This is a genomic window from Nocardioides sp. Leaf285 (genome assembly GCF_001422955.1).
Lineage (GTDB): Bacteria > Actinomycetota > Actinomycetes > Propionibacteriales > Nocardioidaceae > Nocardioides > Nocardioides kribbensis.
Genome location: NZ_LMNH01000004.1, coordinates 141,105 through 153,971 on the forward strand (window position 1 = coordinate 141,105; position 12,867 = coordinate 153,971).

At 76.3% G+C, this 12,867-nt stretch carries 12 protein-coding genes; 5 read left to right on the plus strand and 7 right to left on the minus strand.

The genetic code is table 11. The features are described from left to right. Nucleotides 1-18 precede the first annotated feature (18 nt). The gene (locus ASF47_RS14975) at nucleotides 19-666 is read right to left on the minus strand and encodes a hypothetical protein (protein ID WP_156697936.1); all 648 of its coding nucleotides are present in this window, start codon (nucleotides 664-666) and stop codon (nucleotides 19-21) included. A gap of 59 nt (nucleotides 667-725) precedes the next feature. On the opposite strand from ASF47_RS14975, the gene ASF47_RS14980 reads away from it, so the two are divergent. After that, nucleotides 726-2,036, plus strand: coding sequence for an isochorismate synthase (locus tag ASF47_RS14980; protein WP_235558768.1), 1,311 nt, complete (start codon nucleotides 726-728; stop codon nucleotides 2,034-2,036). Here ASF47_RS14980 and ASF47_RS14985 read toward each other — a convergent pair. Together ASF47_RS14985 and ASF47_RS14990 are read right to left on the minus strand one after the other, a co-directional pair. After that, complete coding sequence (locus ASF47_RS14985; RefSeq protein ID WP_056864832.1) at nucleotides 1,999-2,505, minus strand: GNAT family N-acetyltransferase; 507 nt, start codon at nucleotides 2,503-2,505, stop codon at nucleotides 1,999-2,001. The genes ASF47_RS14980 and ASF47_RS14985 overlap by 38 nt on opposite strands. Nucleotides 2,506-2,516: 11 nt before the next feature. Then, nucleotides 2,517-3,158, minus strand: coding sequence for an MBL fold metallo-hydrolase (locus tag ASF47_RS14990; RefSeq protein ID WP_056865233.1), 642 nt, complete (start codon nucleotides 3,156-3,158; stop codon nucleotides 2,517-2,519). A 50-nt stretch (nucleotides 3,159-3,208) separates the two neighbouring features. On the opposite strand from ASF47_RS14990, the gene ASF47_RS21965 reads away from it, so the two are divergent. Genes ASF47_RS21965 through ASF47_RS15005 form a run of 3 tightly spaced genes read left to right on the plus strand, consistent with a single transcriptional unit; the run spans nucleotide 3,209 to nucleotide 5,822 of the window. After that, a complete protein-coding gene (locus tag ASF47_RS21965) occupies nucleotides 3,209-3,739 on the plus strand; it encodes a GNAT family N-acetyltransferase (RefSeq protein WP_082500378.1) in 531 nt (176 codons plus the stop codon). Further along, entirely contained in the window at nucleotides 3,736-4,965 is a 1,230-nt protein-coding gene (locus tag ASF47_RS15000; RefSeq protein ID WP_056864834.1) for a cytochrome P450, read from the plus strand. The genes ASF47_RS21965 and ASF47_RS15000 overlap by 4 nt, the downstream gene beginning before the upstream one ends. Continuing rightward, entirely contained in the window at nucleotides 4,962-5,822 is an 861-nt protein-coding gene (locus ASF47_RS15005) for an NmrA family NAD(P)-binding protein (RefSeq protein WP_056864835.1), read from the plus strand. Before ASF47_RS15000 ends, ASF47_RS15005 begins: the two co-directional genes overlap by 4 nt. A gap of 27 nt (nucleotides 5,823-5,849) precedes the next feature. Here ASF47_RS15005 and ASF47_RS15010 read toward each other — a convergent pair whose 3' ends face one another. The 4 genes from ASF47_RS15010 to ASF47_RS15025 are packed head-to-tail and all read right to left on the minus strand — an operon-like array spanning nucleotide 5,850 to nucleotide 11,487. Continuing rightward, nucleotides 5,850-7,715, minus strand: a complete 1,866-nt coding sequence (locus ASF47_RS15010) for a Na+/H+ antiporter (RefSeq protein WP_056864836.1) — start codon at nucleotides 7,713-7,715, stop codon at nucleotides 5,850-5,852. A gap of 33 nt (nucleotides 7,716-7,748) precedes the next feature. Continuing rightward, nucleotides 7,749-9,425 (minus strand): 2-succinyl-5-enolpyruvyl-6-hydroxy-3-cyclohexene-1-carboxylic-acid synthase, encoded by a 1,677-nt coding sequence (gene menD, locus ASF47_RS15015; protein WP_056864837.1) that lies wholly within the window; start codon nucleotides 9,423-9,425, stop codon nucleotides 7,749-7,751. Further along, nucleotides 9,422-10,417, minus strand: coding sequence for an o-succinylbenzoate synthase (locus tag ASF47_RS15020; protein ID WP_268778320.1), 996 nt, complete (start codon nucleotides 10,415-10,417; stop codon nucleotides 9,422-9,424). The genes menD and ASF47_RS15020 overlap by 4 nt, the downstream gene beginning before the upstream one ends. Next, complete coding sequence (locus tag ASF47_RS15025) at nucleotides 10,414-11,487, minus strand: AMP-binding protein (RefSeq protein WP_056864838.1); 1,074 nt, start codon at nucleotides 11,485-11,487, stop codon at nucleotides 10,414-10,416. Before ASF47_RS15025 ends, ASF47_RS15020 begins: the two co-directional genes overlap by 4 nt. A gap of 37 nt (nucleotides 11,488-11,524) precedes the next feature. Between ASF47_RS15025 and ASF47_RS15030 the strand changes: the two genes are divergently transcribed. Further along, nucleotides 11,525-12,862, plus strand: a complete 1,338-nt coding sequence (locus tag ASF47_RS15030) for an MFS transporter (protein WP_235558769.1) — start codon at nucleotides 11,525-11,527, stop codon at nucleotides 12,860-12,862. Nucleotides 12,863-12,867 lie beyond the last annotated feature (5 nt).

The following is a 12,867-nucleotide window of genomic DNA, read 5'->3' on the forward strand; positions in this document are numbered from 1 at the left end:
CGGGCCGGTCGGGCCGGGTCAGTCCTCGGAGCCGGCGAGGTCGTCGAGCACGGCCACGGCCTCCTCGGCGGTGATCCCGCCGCCCTGGATCCAGTACGTCGTGCCCTCGGCCCCCAGCTGGCAGGTCACGCCGGCGGGGTCGTCCTCGGGCACGGGCTGGCCGGCCGGCACGTTCTGCCCGTAGGTGAGCTGGCACACCGCGTCGCCGACCCGCTCGAGCTCGGTGGAGCTGCGGGCGAGGTCGAGCAGCGCCGGGTCGACCGGCAGGGCGCCGGGGATGAACAGCCCGGCGGGCACGCCGACCACGGCCACGGCCGCCTGGCGCTGCAGCGCCTCGTCGGCGTAGATGCGGACCTCGGCGGGGGCGTCGAAGACCTCACTCAGTCGCTCGCCGGCCGACTCCTGGAGCTCGGTCTGGCGCTGCGTCAGCTCCTCGGCCTGGGCCGGGTCCTGGCCCTCGGGGGCCTCGACGCCGAGGTCGAGGGCCCGCAGGCCGCCCGGCAGCTCGTCGGGCAGGGCCGCGACGCTGTCGGCGCCGGAGAGCTCCTCGGCGCCGCTGTCGATCCTCGGCAGGACGACGGCGAAGACGACCATGAGGGCCAGCAGGACGGCGCCGAGGACGACGCCGGCGACGCGGGTACGAGCGATGGTGGGAGTGGTGGTCACGGCGGTGACGTTACCCACGCCTCGGTCGGGATCGCCCATCGGCTGAGTACCCTCGAGACGTGAGCACCAGCGAGACCTCCGGCGCGACCGCGGACCGTCTGGCCGCCGGTCCCCTGGCCGCTCGCACCGTCGTGGTCGAGCCGGGCCACGTCGACTCGCTGCTGTCCCTGCTGCCCGCGGACCGTCCGGTGACGTGGCTGCGTCGTGGCGAGGGCCTGGTCGGCTGGGGTGTCGCCGCCGAGCTGCGCACCGACGGGCCGACCCGCTTCGCCGACGCCGCGAAGTGGTGGTCCGAGCTGGTCGCGCGCTCGGTGGAGCACGACGAGGTCGACGAGCCGGGCACGGGCCTGGTCTGCTTCGGGTCCTTCGCCTTCGCCCACGAGCCGGGCGACTCCGTGCTGGTCGTGCCGTCGGTGGTCGTGGGGCGCCGCGGCGACCTGACCTGGGTGACGACCATCGGCCCGGCCGACCAGGAGGGCGGATCACCCGACCTGGCCCCCGCCGACGACCCGGCGGTGCCGGTCGGGATCAGCTTCGTCGACGGCGCCCTCGACGGCGAGCGGTGGATGAGCGTGGTGGCCGACGCGGTGGCCCGCATCGAGGCCGGCGACCTGGAGAAGGTCGTGCTGGCCCGCGACCTGCTCGCCACCGCCCACGCGCCGGTCGACGTGCGCTGGCCGCTGCGCCGCCTGGCCGAGAGCTACCCCATGTGCTGGACCTTCCACGTCGACGGCATGTTCGGCGCGACCCCCGAGATGCTGGTGCGCCGCGAGCGTGGGCTGGTGACCTCGCGGGTGCTGGCCGGCACCATCCGCCGCAGCGGCGACGACCAGCGCGACCTGGCGCTGGCCGCCGCGCTGGCCCGCTCCTCCAAGGACCTCGAGGAGCACGAGTACGCCGTGCGCTCGGTCGCCGACGCCCTCGAGCCGCACTGCTCGTCGATGAACGTGCCCGAGGCGCCCTTCGTGCTGCACCTGCCCAACGTCATGCACCTGGCCAGCGACGTCGCCGGCGTGGTGCACGACGCGGCGACGGTCTCGTCGCTGCAGCTGGCCGAGGCACTGCACCCCTCGGCGGCGGTCGGCGGCACGCCCACGGCGGCGGCCACCGCGCTGATCCACGAGATCGAGGGCATGGACCGCGGTCGCTACGCCGCGCCCGTCGGCTGGATGGACGCCTCCGGCGACGGCGAGTGGGGCATCGCGCTGCGCTCGGCGTCGGTGGACGGCTCGACCGTGCGCCTCTTCGCCGGCTGCGGGATCGTCGGCGACTCCGACCCCGAGTCGGAGCTGGCCGAGGCCCAGGCGAAGTTCGTGCCCGTGCGCGACGCCATCACGGCGACGGAGCCGTCGCCCCCAGCCGCAGGTTGAGCCCGATCGCCGCGGCGTTGTCGGGGTGGTGGAAGGTGCGCAGCCGGGTGTGGCCGCGCGAGCGCGCCCAGCGCACCGCCTCCAGCTTCATCGCCACTGCGAGCCCGCGGCCCCGACGCTCGGGCACCACGCCGGTCATCTCGCCGAAGGCGTAGCCCTCGAGCGGGCGCAGCGAGGTGACGCTGAGCCCCACCCAGTGCTCGCCCTCGACCGCGACGACCGCGCCGTGGGGGTCGTAGGAGGCCGCCGCGCACCGCTCGGGCACCCCCGCGGACAGGTCGGCGCCGGGGTCGTCGGCGGCGCAGCGCGCCCAGAGCGCCTCCAGGCGACGGCGCCGCGGCGCGTCGTCGCCGAGGCGGGCCATCGTGGTGAGGGCGACGCCGGCGGCGGTCGCGGCGTCGAGGCAGGGCAGGAACGGCGTCTCGTCGAAGGCCGCGAGGTCGAGCTCGAGTCGCACCCAGGCCGTCACGGCCGCCCCGCTCAGAGGTCGGCGCCGTCGGGCAGCCGGGTGTAGGCGCTCCCGGCCGGCTCGAGGAAGCGGCGCAGGTGGCCGTCGACGATGTCGAGGCCGGCCTCGGAGTAGACGCGGTCGTGGATCGCCAGCACCCGGGGGGCGCCGACCTCGCGGGCGAAGTCGATGGCCTCGGCGGCCTTGAGCCACGGCGCGCTGACCGGGCAGAGCAGCACGTCGACGGGCTCGCCGGGCGGCGTGAGGGCGTCGCCGGGGTGGTAGACGCGCTGGTCGCCGCAGGTCACGACGTAGCCGCTGTTGTCGATGCGGGGCAGCTCGGGGTGGATGACCGCGTGGCGCTCGCCGACGGCGCGCACCGGGAGGCCCGCGGCGGTGAAGCGCTCGCCCGGGGCGACCACGACGAGCCGCTCGGCGACGTCGGGGGCGTCCTCGCGGATGCGGGCCGCCACCGCCTCGATCGTGACGACGGGCGCGTCGCTGAGGCGCAGGTGCTCGGCGAGGTAGTGGTCGGGGTGCTCGTGGGTCAGCAGCACCGCGCCGGCCCCGTCGAGGGCCTCCGCCGCGTCGGTGAACACCCCCGGGTCGACCACCAGCACCCCGCCGTCGTGCTCGACCCTCACGCAGGCGTGGCCCAGCTTGGTGATGCGCATGGCCCCCACCGTAGCCATCCCGCGACCCGGGTGGTCCCTACGATGCAGGGGTGAGCACGAGCAGCCCCCGACCCGCTCCCGCCGTGCGGCTGCGCCAGGCGACGCCCGAGGACGCCGAGGCCCTGACCCACCTGCACCTCGACGTCTGGGACGACGCCTACACCGGGCTGGTGGAGCAGCGCGTGCTCGACGAGCGCCGCACCGACGTGCCGGCCCGGGTGGAGCGCTGGCGCGGCATCCTCGCCGGCCCGCGCGAGGAGCCGCTGTGGCTGGCGGTCGAGGTGGGCCCGGGCGGCGACGAGGAGCTGGTCGGCTTCGCCAGCGCGGGCCCGGCGCGCGACGGCGACGTCGACACCGCGACCGAGCTGTGGTCGCTCTACGTGCGGGCCCGGCTGTGGGGCACCGGGGTCGGCTACGCGCTGCTGCAGGCGGCGATCGGCGACCGCGCGGCGTACCTGTGGGTGCTGGCCGGCAACGACCGCGCCATCGGCTTCTACGAGCGGCAGGGCTTCCGCCTCGACGGCACCGTCGACGAGCTCGACGACGGGCGCCACCTGCGCATGCTGCGGGCCGGCACGTGAGCGTGCTCGACCTGGGCGACCCGTCCTTCGACGTCACCTCCGCCGCGGTGCTCGAGGCCCGCGAGCGCGACTGGTACGTCGAGACCACGTGGGGCTGGGCCGTGCTGCGCCACGCCGAGGGCACCGCGGTGCTGCGCGACCGCCGCTTCGCGCAGGGCAACGCCCGCTGGCCGGCGCAGAACGGCATCCACTCCGGGCTCTTCTCCGACTGGTGGGCCGAGACGCTGCTGAGCCTCGAGGGCGACGACCACGCCCGCGTGCGCCGGCTGCTCGCCCCGGCCTTCCGCAGCCGCGCGATCGCGGCGATGCGCCCGCGCTTCGAGGCGCTGGCCCACGAGCTCGTCGACGCCTTCGCCGCCACCGGGCGCGTCGAGCTCGTCCACGACTTCGCCGAGCCCTACGCCGCCCGGATCATCTGCGTGCTGCTCGGCCTCGACGAGGCGCACTGGCCGCAGGTGGCCCGCTGGGCCGACGACCTGGGGGCGTCGTTCTCGGTCGACGTGGCCGCCCGGCTGCCGCGCATCGAGGCCGCGCTGGAGGGGCTGACCGGCTACGTCGACGAGGTGGTCGCCGACCGGCGGGCCCGGATCGCCGCCGGCTCGGCCCACGGGCCCGGCGACGGGCCGGAGGACCTCGTGACCACGCTCGTGCGCGCCGCCGACGACGGCGAGCGGCTCACCGGGCGCGAGCTCAGCGTGGCGCTGGTCTTCCTCGCCTTCGCGGGCATGGAGACCACCCGCAACCAGATCGGCCTGGCCGTGCAGACGCTGCTGGCCCACCCCGACCAGTGGCGGCTCCTGGGCGAGCGCCCCGACCTCGGCGCCGCCGCCGTCGAGGAGGTGATGCGGGTCAACCCCACGGTCACCTGGGTGACCCGCGAGGCCCTCAAGGACGTCGACCTCGGCGGCCTGCGCGTGCCGGCCGGCGGCATCGTGCAGGTGCTCTCCCACGCCGCCGGCACCGATCCGGCCGCGATGGCCGACCCCTCCTTCGACATCGAGGCCCAGGCCCGGCGCGAGCGGCCGCCCCACGCCGGCTTCGGCGCCGGGGTCCACCACTGCCTGGGCCACTTCGTGGCGCGCACCGACATGGCCGTCGCCCTGCCCCTGCTGGCCCGCCGGCTGCCCGGGGCCCGCCCCGACGGCCCCGGCACCTGGCTGCCCGTGTCGGGCAACACCGGCGCGCTCCGCTTCCCGATCCGCTTCGACGTCCAGGAGGACGCATGACCGACCTGACCCGCACCGTGGGCGTCACCGGCTCGACGGGGGCGCTCGGCGGCCTCGTCACCGCGCAGCTCGCCGGCGCCGACTTCCGCCTCGACCTGCGCCTGCTCGTGCGCGACGCCTCGCGAGCCCCCGACGTCGACTGCGACGTGCGCGAGTGCACCTACGCCGACCACGCCGCGTCGCTGGAGGCCCTGCGCGGGGTCGAGACCCTCCTCATGGTCTCCGCGGCCGAGGCCGTCGACCGGCGCGAGCAGCACCGCACCTTCGTCCGCGCCGCCGCCGACGCCGGCGTGCGCCACCTCGTCTACACCTCGTTCGCCGGCGCCGACCCACAGGCCACCTTCACCCTCGGCCGCGACCACCACGACGCCGAGACCGCGATCCGCGAGGCGGCCGCGGAGACCGGCATGGGCTTCACGTTCCTGCGCGACAACTTCTACGTCGACGTGCTCCCGCTCTTCGCCGACGAGGCCGGCGTCATCCGCGGGCCCGCGGGCGAGGGCCGGGTCGCCGCCGTGGCCCGCGCCGACGTGGCCGACGTCGCCGCCACGGTGTTGCGCGACCCGGCCGCCCACGCGGGGGCGACGTACGTGCTGACCGGGCCGGAGGCGCTCACCATGACCGAGGTGGCCGCCCGCGCCGGCGCCGTCCTGGGCCGCGAGCTGCGCTTCGAGGACGAGGGCGTGGAGCAGGCCTACGCCTCGCGGCGCGCCGCCTACGACGCCGAGGACTGGCAGCTCGACGCCTGGGTCAGCACCTACACCGCCATCGCCGACGGGTCGTGCGCCCGGGTCACCGACGACGTGCGGCGCGTCACCGGCCACGACGCCCGCACCCTCGAGCAGGCGCTCGCCTGAGCCGCCGCCGGCCCGGGCACCGCACGGTCAGCCGGTGAGGTGGTGCACGTAGCACCAGCGCCAGCTCTCGTCCTCCTCCGCCGACTGCATCACCGCGTGGGCGGTCTCGTGGAAGTGCACGGTGGCGTGCTGCTGCGGGGAGGAGTCGCAGCAGCCGACGTGGCCGCACTCCAGGCACTGGCGCAGCGCGACCCAGGTCGTGCCGTCCTCCAGGCAGCGCGCGCACACCGGGTCCTGGGCCGTGACGACCGCGGGGAAGCGCTCCAGGTCGGCGCAGACCTCGCCCAGACGCCGGCCGACGGCGGTGGCGCGCAGCTCCTCGCGCTCCTCGCTGGCCACGTCGAGCATCGACTCCTCCACGTCGAGCATGGCCAGCACGTCGGCCACGACCTCGGCGGGCACCGTGCCGCCGCTGCGGATCTCCAGCACCCGGCGGCGCTCCGCGCCGATCATGGCGCGGCGCGCGCGGGAGTAGAGGTCGCTGGGCGACTCCTGGTCCCCGACGGTGGCCAGGCGCTCCCAGGCGGCGAAGTTGCGCTGGTCGAGGCGCTGGCGGATGAGGTCGACGGCGCCGTGCTGGTCGTCGTACTCCAGCCGGTCGAGCTCCTCCAGCGCCGCCTTGGAGGCCTGCTGGAGCAGGGTCGCGCGGGCCAGCGCGTCCTCGGCGGGGTCGGGCGAGGGCACCCGCAGCCGACGGGCCACCATCGGCAGCGTCAGCCCCTGCACGAAGAGGGTGCCGGCCACCACGGTGAAGGCGATGAGCAGGAGCACCTCGCGGTAGGGCGTGCCCTCCGGGATGACGAAGGCGGCCGCGAGCGTCACGACCCCGCGCATGCCGGCCCAGCCGAGCACGAAGGTGTAGGTCCACGGCGCGTCCTGGCCGAGGTCGGGGTCGGGACCGGGGCGCACCAGCAGGTAGCGCGCCGGGAAGACCCACAGCAGCCGGAGCACGATCACCGCGGCCAGCGTCGCCCCGCAGACCGCCGCGATGCGCCCCAGCCCGATGTCGGAGTCGACCGCACCCTCGACGATCCACCACGCCTGGAGCCCGATGAGCAGGAAGACGGCGTTCTCCAGGACGAAGGCGATGGTGCGCCAGTTGAGCCGCTCCGCGATGCGCGACTGCGCGGTCTGCAGCACCGGCGCCTTGTGGCCCAGCAGCAGCCCGGCCACCACGACGGAGATCACGCCCGAGGCGTGGATCTCCTCGGCCAGCACGTACGCCGCGAAGGGCACGACCAGCGACATCGCCGAGTCGATGACCGGGTCGGTGATGCGCCGGCGCACCTTGCCGACCACGACGAAGAAGGCCAGGCCGACCAGGGCCCCGCCGCCCGCGGCGAGCACGAAGTCGAGCGCGACCCCGCCGGCGTCGAGGCCGCTGCCCGCCGCGACGGCCAGGGCCGTGCGCAGGAAGACCAGAGCGGTGGCGTCGTTGAAGAGCGACTCGCCCTCGAGGATCGTGACCACCCGTCGGGGCAGACCGATCCGGCGCCCGATGGCGGTGGCGGCGACCGCGTCGGGCGGGGCCACGACGGCTCCGATGGCCAGGGCCAGGGCCCACGGCAGGTCGGGCAGGAAGAGCCGTACGACGCAGGCCACGCCGGCGGCGGTGAAGACGACGAGCCCGACCGAGAGCAGCAGGATCGGTCGGCGGTTGGCGTTGAAGTCGACCAGCGAGGTCTGCTGGGCCGCGGCGTAGAGCAGCGGCGGGAGCAGGCCGAGGAGCACGACGTCGTGGTCGAGGTAGACCTGGGGCACCTGCGGCACGTAGGAGGCCGCCACCCCCACCGCGATCAGCAGGAAGGGCGCCGGCACCTCGAGCCGGTCGGCCAGCGCCGTGCACACCAGCACGCCGACGGCGAGTCCACACAGCAGCAGGGCGATCTCCACGGCCCCATCATCCCCCGGTGGCGGCCCGTGCCGTCAGTCCGCGGCCAGGCCGCGGATCCGGGCGTCGACCTCACGGCGGTCCTGGCGGGGCACGCGCACCTCGACCACCTCGATCCCGCCGGCGGGCGAGGCGAGTGCCTGCTCGAGCTCGGGCAGGCTCTCCACCCGCCAGTGGGGGGTGCGGGTCGCCGCGCAGAGGGCGGCGAGGTCGACGCCGTGCGGGGTGCCGAAGAGCCGCTCGAAGCGGTCGGCGTGCTCGGGGGCGCCCTGCTCGAGCGTGGCGAAGATCGACCCGCCGTCGTCGTTGACCACCACCAGGGTCAGGTCGGGCCGGGGCTCCTCGGGCCCCAGCACCAGGCCGTTGCTGTCGTGGAGGAAGGTGACGTCGCCCAGCAGGGCGATCGCCCGGGTGCTGTGCGGACGACCCAGCGCGGCGCCGATCGCGGTCGAGACCATGCCGTCGATGCCGGCCAGGCCGCGGTTGGCGACCACGAAGCGGCGGGCGCCGACCCCGAAGCCGGTCTGCATGAGGTCGAGGTCGCGCACCGGGTTGGAGGGCCCGACGACGAGCAGCCCGCCGGGCGGCGTGGCCCGCACGACGGCCCCCGCCACGGCGTGGGCCGTGAGGCCCGGCTCCGCGGCCACGAGCGCGTCGAGGCGCCGGGCGACCGCGCGGTCGGCCTCGAGCCACGCCTCGAGCCACGGCGTGCGCACCGGCTCCGCCGCGACCTCGGCGGTCGGGTCGGCGGCGGGGTCGGCGGCGGGGTCGACCAGCTCGAAGCGGCCGCCTCCCAGCGGGTGGTCGACGCGGTAGGGCCGCGCGGGCCAGGCGCCGCGGCCGGGGGCGGCCCACACCTCGACGTCGTCGCGACCGAGCAGGCGCATCACCGGGCGCGACAGCGTGGGGTGACCGACCACGACGACGCGCTCGACGCTGCGGGCGAGGTCGGTGTCGAGCAGCAGCCGGTAGCAGCGCAGCGCGTGGGTGCCGGTGCGCGAGCCGCTGGAGGGCTCGGCCAGCAGCGGCCAGCCGGCGCGCTCGGCGAGCTGGCGGGCGGGCGGGCCGGCGTCGTCGCCGGCGACGACCACGGTGCGCGGGCCGAGCGGGATGCGGTCGGCTGTCTCGGGTCGCGCCCGCGCGGGGCGCTCCCGCGGTACGACGGCCGGGCGCCACGGCGCGGCCGGCAGCAGCGGGTCGTCGAGCTGGACGTCGAGGTGGACCGGGCCCCACGGGTCGTCGAGCACCGGGACGTCGCCGGGACCGGCCAGGTCGTGGGTCGCGACCAGGGCGCCGAAGATCCCCACCTGGTCGGTGGTCTGGTTGGCGTCGGTGCCGCGCAGCCGCGCCGGGCGGTCGGCGGTCACGACGACGAGGGGCTGGCCGGAGTGGGCCGCCTCCAGCACCGCGGGGTGCAGGTTGGCCACGGCCGTGCCCGACGTGCACACCACCGCCGCCCGGGCCCCGGCCCGGGTCAGCCCCAGTGCGAGGAAGGCCGCCGACCGCTCGTCGACGCGGGTGTGGAGACGCAGCAGCCCCGCGGTCGCCGCGTCGTGGACGGCGAAGGACAGCGGCGCGTTGCGCGACCCGGGGGCGACCACCACGTCGCGCACGCCGTGCGCCAGGAGCGCGGTCACCACCGCGCGCGCCAGCAGGGCCGAGGACGGCTCGGCGGGCTCGGCGGGCTCGGCGGGGTCGGCGTGGGTGCTCACGGACGTCGATCCTGCCGCAGGGCCCTGACCTCGGCCAGGCGCGCCTCCCAGTGCGCCACCCGCTCCGGCGGCGCCGCCCACCGCGTGAGCGCGTCCTCGTCGACCACGGTGCCGGGCACCCCGGGCGTGCCCGGCACCCGCAGCACCCCGTCGACGGGCACCAGGGTGTCGGCGACCAGGTCGCCGGTGAGCAGCTGCACGGTGGACAGGCCGCAGGCGTGCGGCAGCTCCGGCAGCGCCGCGGCCAGCGCGAGACCGGCGGCGATGCCCACCGAGGTCTCCAGCGCCGAGGACACCACGACGGGCAGGCCGATGTCCTCGGCGATGCGCAGGCACGCCCGCACCCCGCCCAGGGGCTGCACCTTGAGCACCGCCACGTCGGCGGCCTCGAGGTCGCGCACCCGGTAGGGGTCGGCCGCCCGGCGGATCGACTCGTCGGCCGCGACCGGCACGTCGACCCCGCGGCGCACGCGGGCCAGGTCCTCGACCGTGGCGCAGGGCTGCTCGACGTACTCCAGGCCGCCGGCGGCGCGGTCGAGCACCGGGATGGCGGCGAGGGCCTCCTCGAGGCTCCACAGGCCGTTGACGTCGATGCGCACGTGACCGCTCGGCCCCAGGGCGTCGCGCACGGCCTCGAGCCGGGCCTGGTCCTCGGCCAGGGTCGAGCCGGGGTCGGCGACCTTGACCTTGGCGGTGCGGCAGCCCCCGCGCAGCACCAGCGCGTGGGCCCGCTCGGGGTCGACCACGGGCACCGTGACGTTGACCGGCACCTCGGTGCGCACCGGCTCAGGCCAGTCGCCGGCGGCCGCCTCCTCGGCGCAGCGCAGCCAGGGCTCGGCGACGGCCGCGTCGTACTCCAGGAACGGGCTCCACTCCCCCCAGCCCGTCCGCCCCGGGTCGCCGTCGCCGGCCGACCCGTGCAGCAGCACGCCCTCGCGCACGGTGATGCCGCGGAAGCGGGTGGTCATCGGCACCGACCAGACGTGGGTCACGGCCGCTGTCCCTGCTCCTCGGGAGCGGCCAGCGCGCGCAGCCGCAGCCGGTCGGGCTTGCCGTTGGCCAGCATCGGCACCTCGGAGAGGCCCACGAGCTGGCGCGGAGCCCACGCGCGCGGGTGGGCGCCCGCCACCCAGTCGCGGGCGGCGTCGAGGTCGAGGGCTCCGACGACGAAGGCGACCAGCCGGTGGCCCCACTCCTCGTCGGGCACGCCGAGCACCTCGGCCGCCACGACGTCGGGGTGCTCGCGCAGCCGGGCCGCCACCGCGGGCGCCGGCACGTTGACCCCGCCGCTCACGACCACGTCGTCGAGGCGCCCGAGCACCTCGAGCCGGCCGTCGTCGTCGAGCCGGCCGGCGTCGGAGGTGAGGAACCACCCGTCGACCAGCACCTCGCGGGTCAGGTCGGGGTCGCCGTCGTAGCCCTCGAAGAGCGTCGGCCCGCCGAGGCGGACCCGCCCGTCGCGCCCCAGCGCCAGCGCGACACCGTCGAGGGGCACCCCGTCGTAGACGCAGCCGCCCGCGGTCTCCGCCGAGCCGTACGTCGCCACCACGCGCACCCCGGCGGTCTCGGCGCGGGCGCGCAGGGCCGGGTCGAGCGGGCCGCCCCCGAGCAGCACGGTGTGGTAGCTGCGCAGGGCCCAGACGTCGTCGGGGTCGTCGAGCAGGCGGTGCAGCTGGGTGGGCACCAGGGAGACGAAGCGGTCGCCGCGCTCGGCGGCGCCGAGGGCGAAGGGTCCGCGGCGCACGAGCTCGGCGGTGGCCGCGGCGAACCCGTCGTGCTCCTCGAGCAGCACGGGGTCGTGGCCCGCGACCAGCGAGCGGCACACGACCTGCACGCCCGCGACGTAGGAGGCCGGCAGCGCCAGCAGCCAGGCGCCCGAGGAGCCGAGTCGTCGCTCGGTGGCGTGCACGGAGGCGAGCACCGCGCGGCGCGAGAGGGCCACGCGCTTGGGCCGCCCCGTCGACCCCGACGTCGAGACGACCAGCGGCTCGGGCTCGGCCGCGCCGGCCAGCCAGCCGCGCAGGGAGTCGACCACCTCGCGGGTCGTGCCGCCGATATCCACGCGACCGACCCTAGCCAGGCGTGATCCACTGCGGGGCGTGAGCACCCTGGTCGACGTCGCCCGGGCGGGAGCCCGGAAGGCGGCCCCGCCCACCCCGCTGGCCGGACGACTCTCGGTGCAGTCGGTGCTCTACGCCATCGGCGACGGCACCTTCCTCACCGCGAGCGCCGTCTTCTTCACCCAGGTCGTGGGGCTCTCCGCCGCCCAGGTGGGCCTGGGCATCACCGTGGCCGGCGTGGTATCGATGCTCGTCGCCGTGCCGGCCGGGCGCCTGGCCGACCGGCTGGGCCCCCAGCGCACCTGGGCGCTGGGCGCCCTCGGCACCGCCCTCATGTACGCCGTGTGGCCCTTCATCGACGGCTTCGCCGCCTTCCTGGCGATGAGCATCGTGCTGGAGATCGTCAACGGGGCCGGCAACGCCGGGCGCGGCGCCTACGTGCTCGACCTGCTGCCGCGCGCGGAGCGGGTGCGCTCGCAGGCCTACATGTACTCCGCGCTCAACCTGGGCTTCACCCTCGGCGCCGCGCTGGGCGGGATCGCCCTGGCCTTCGAGGACGACTCGGTCATCCGCGCCCTGCCCTGGCTGACCGCGGTGCTGGTGGCGGCCAACGCCTGGTGGATCACCCGGCTGCCGGCCACCGCGCACCAGCACCGCCCCGACCCGCTCGTGGCGGCGGTCGAGGCCGCCCTCGACGACCCGGAGCCATCGGCTCCCGCCACCTCCGACGCGCGGGCGGCCGGGCCCGGCGGGACGGTGCCCGGCGCGCTGCGCAACCGCGGCTTCCTGGCCACGTCGTTCTTCGGCGGGGTGCTCGACACCAACCAGGTGCTGCTGCACCTGGTGATCCCCCTCTGGCTGGTGGAGGAGACCGACGCGCCGCGCGTGCTGCTGGCGCTGCTCTTCGCCACCAACACGGTGATGTGCATCTTCCTGCCCATGCGGGCCGCGCGGGGCGTGCGCGACGTGACCACCGCCCTGCGGGCCGCGCGCCTCAGCAGCGTGTTCTTCGTCGTGTCGTGCGTGATCACCCTGGCCACCCACGAGACCGTCGGCTGGGTCACCATCGCCCTGATCTGGCTGGGCCACGTCACCGTGACCGGCGCCGAGCTCTACCTCTCGGCCGCGAGCTGGTCCTTCGACTCCGAGCTCTCCGACCCCGACCGGCGCGGGGAGTACCAGGGCGCCCGCAACCTGGGCCGCCAGCTGGGCTACATCGGCGCCCCCGCCCTCTACACCTTCCTCGCCCTGGAGGTCGGCACCCTGGGCTGGCTGGCCATCGCCGCCATCGCCGTGGTCGCCGCGACCGCCCTGCACCCCTCGGCCCGGGCCGCGCAGCGCTTCCTGGTGCGCCACGACCTCGATCCCGCCCGCTGAGCGGT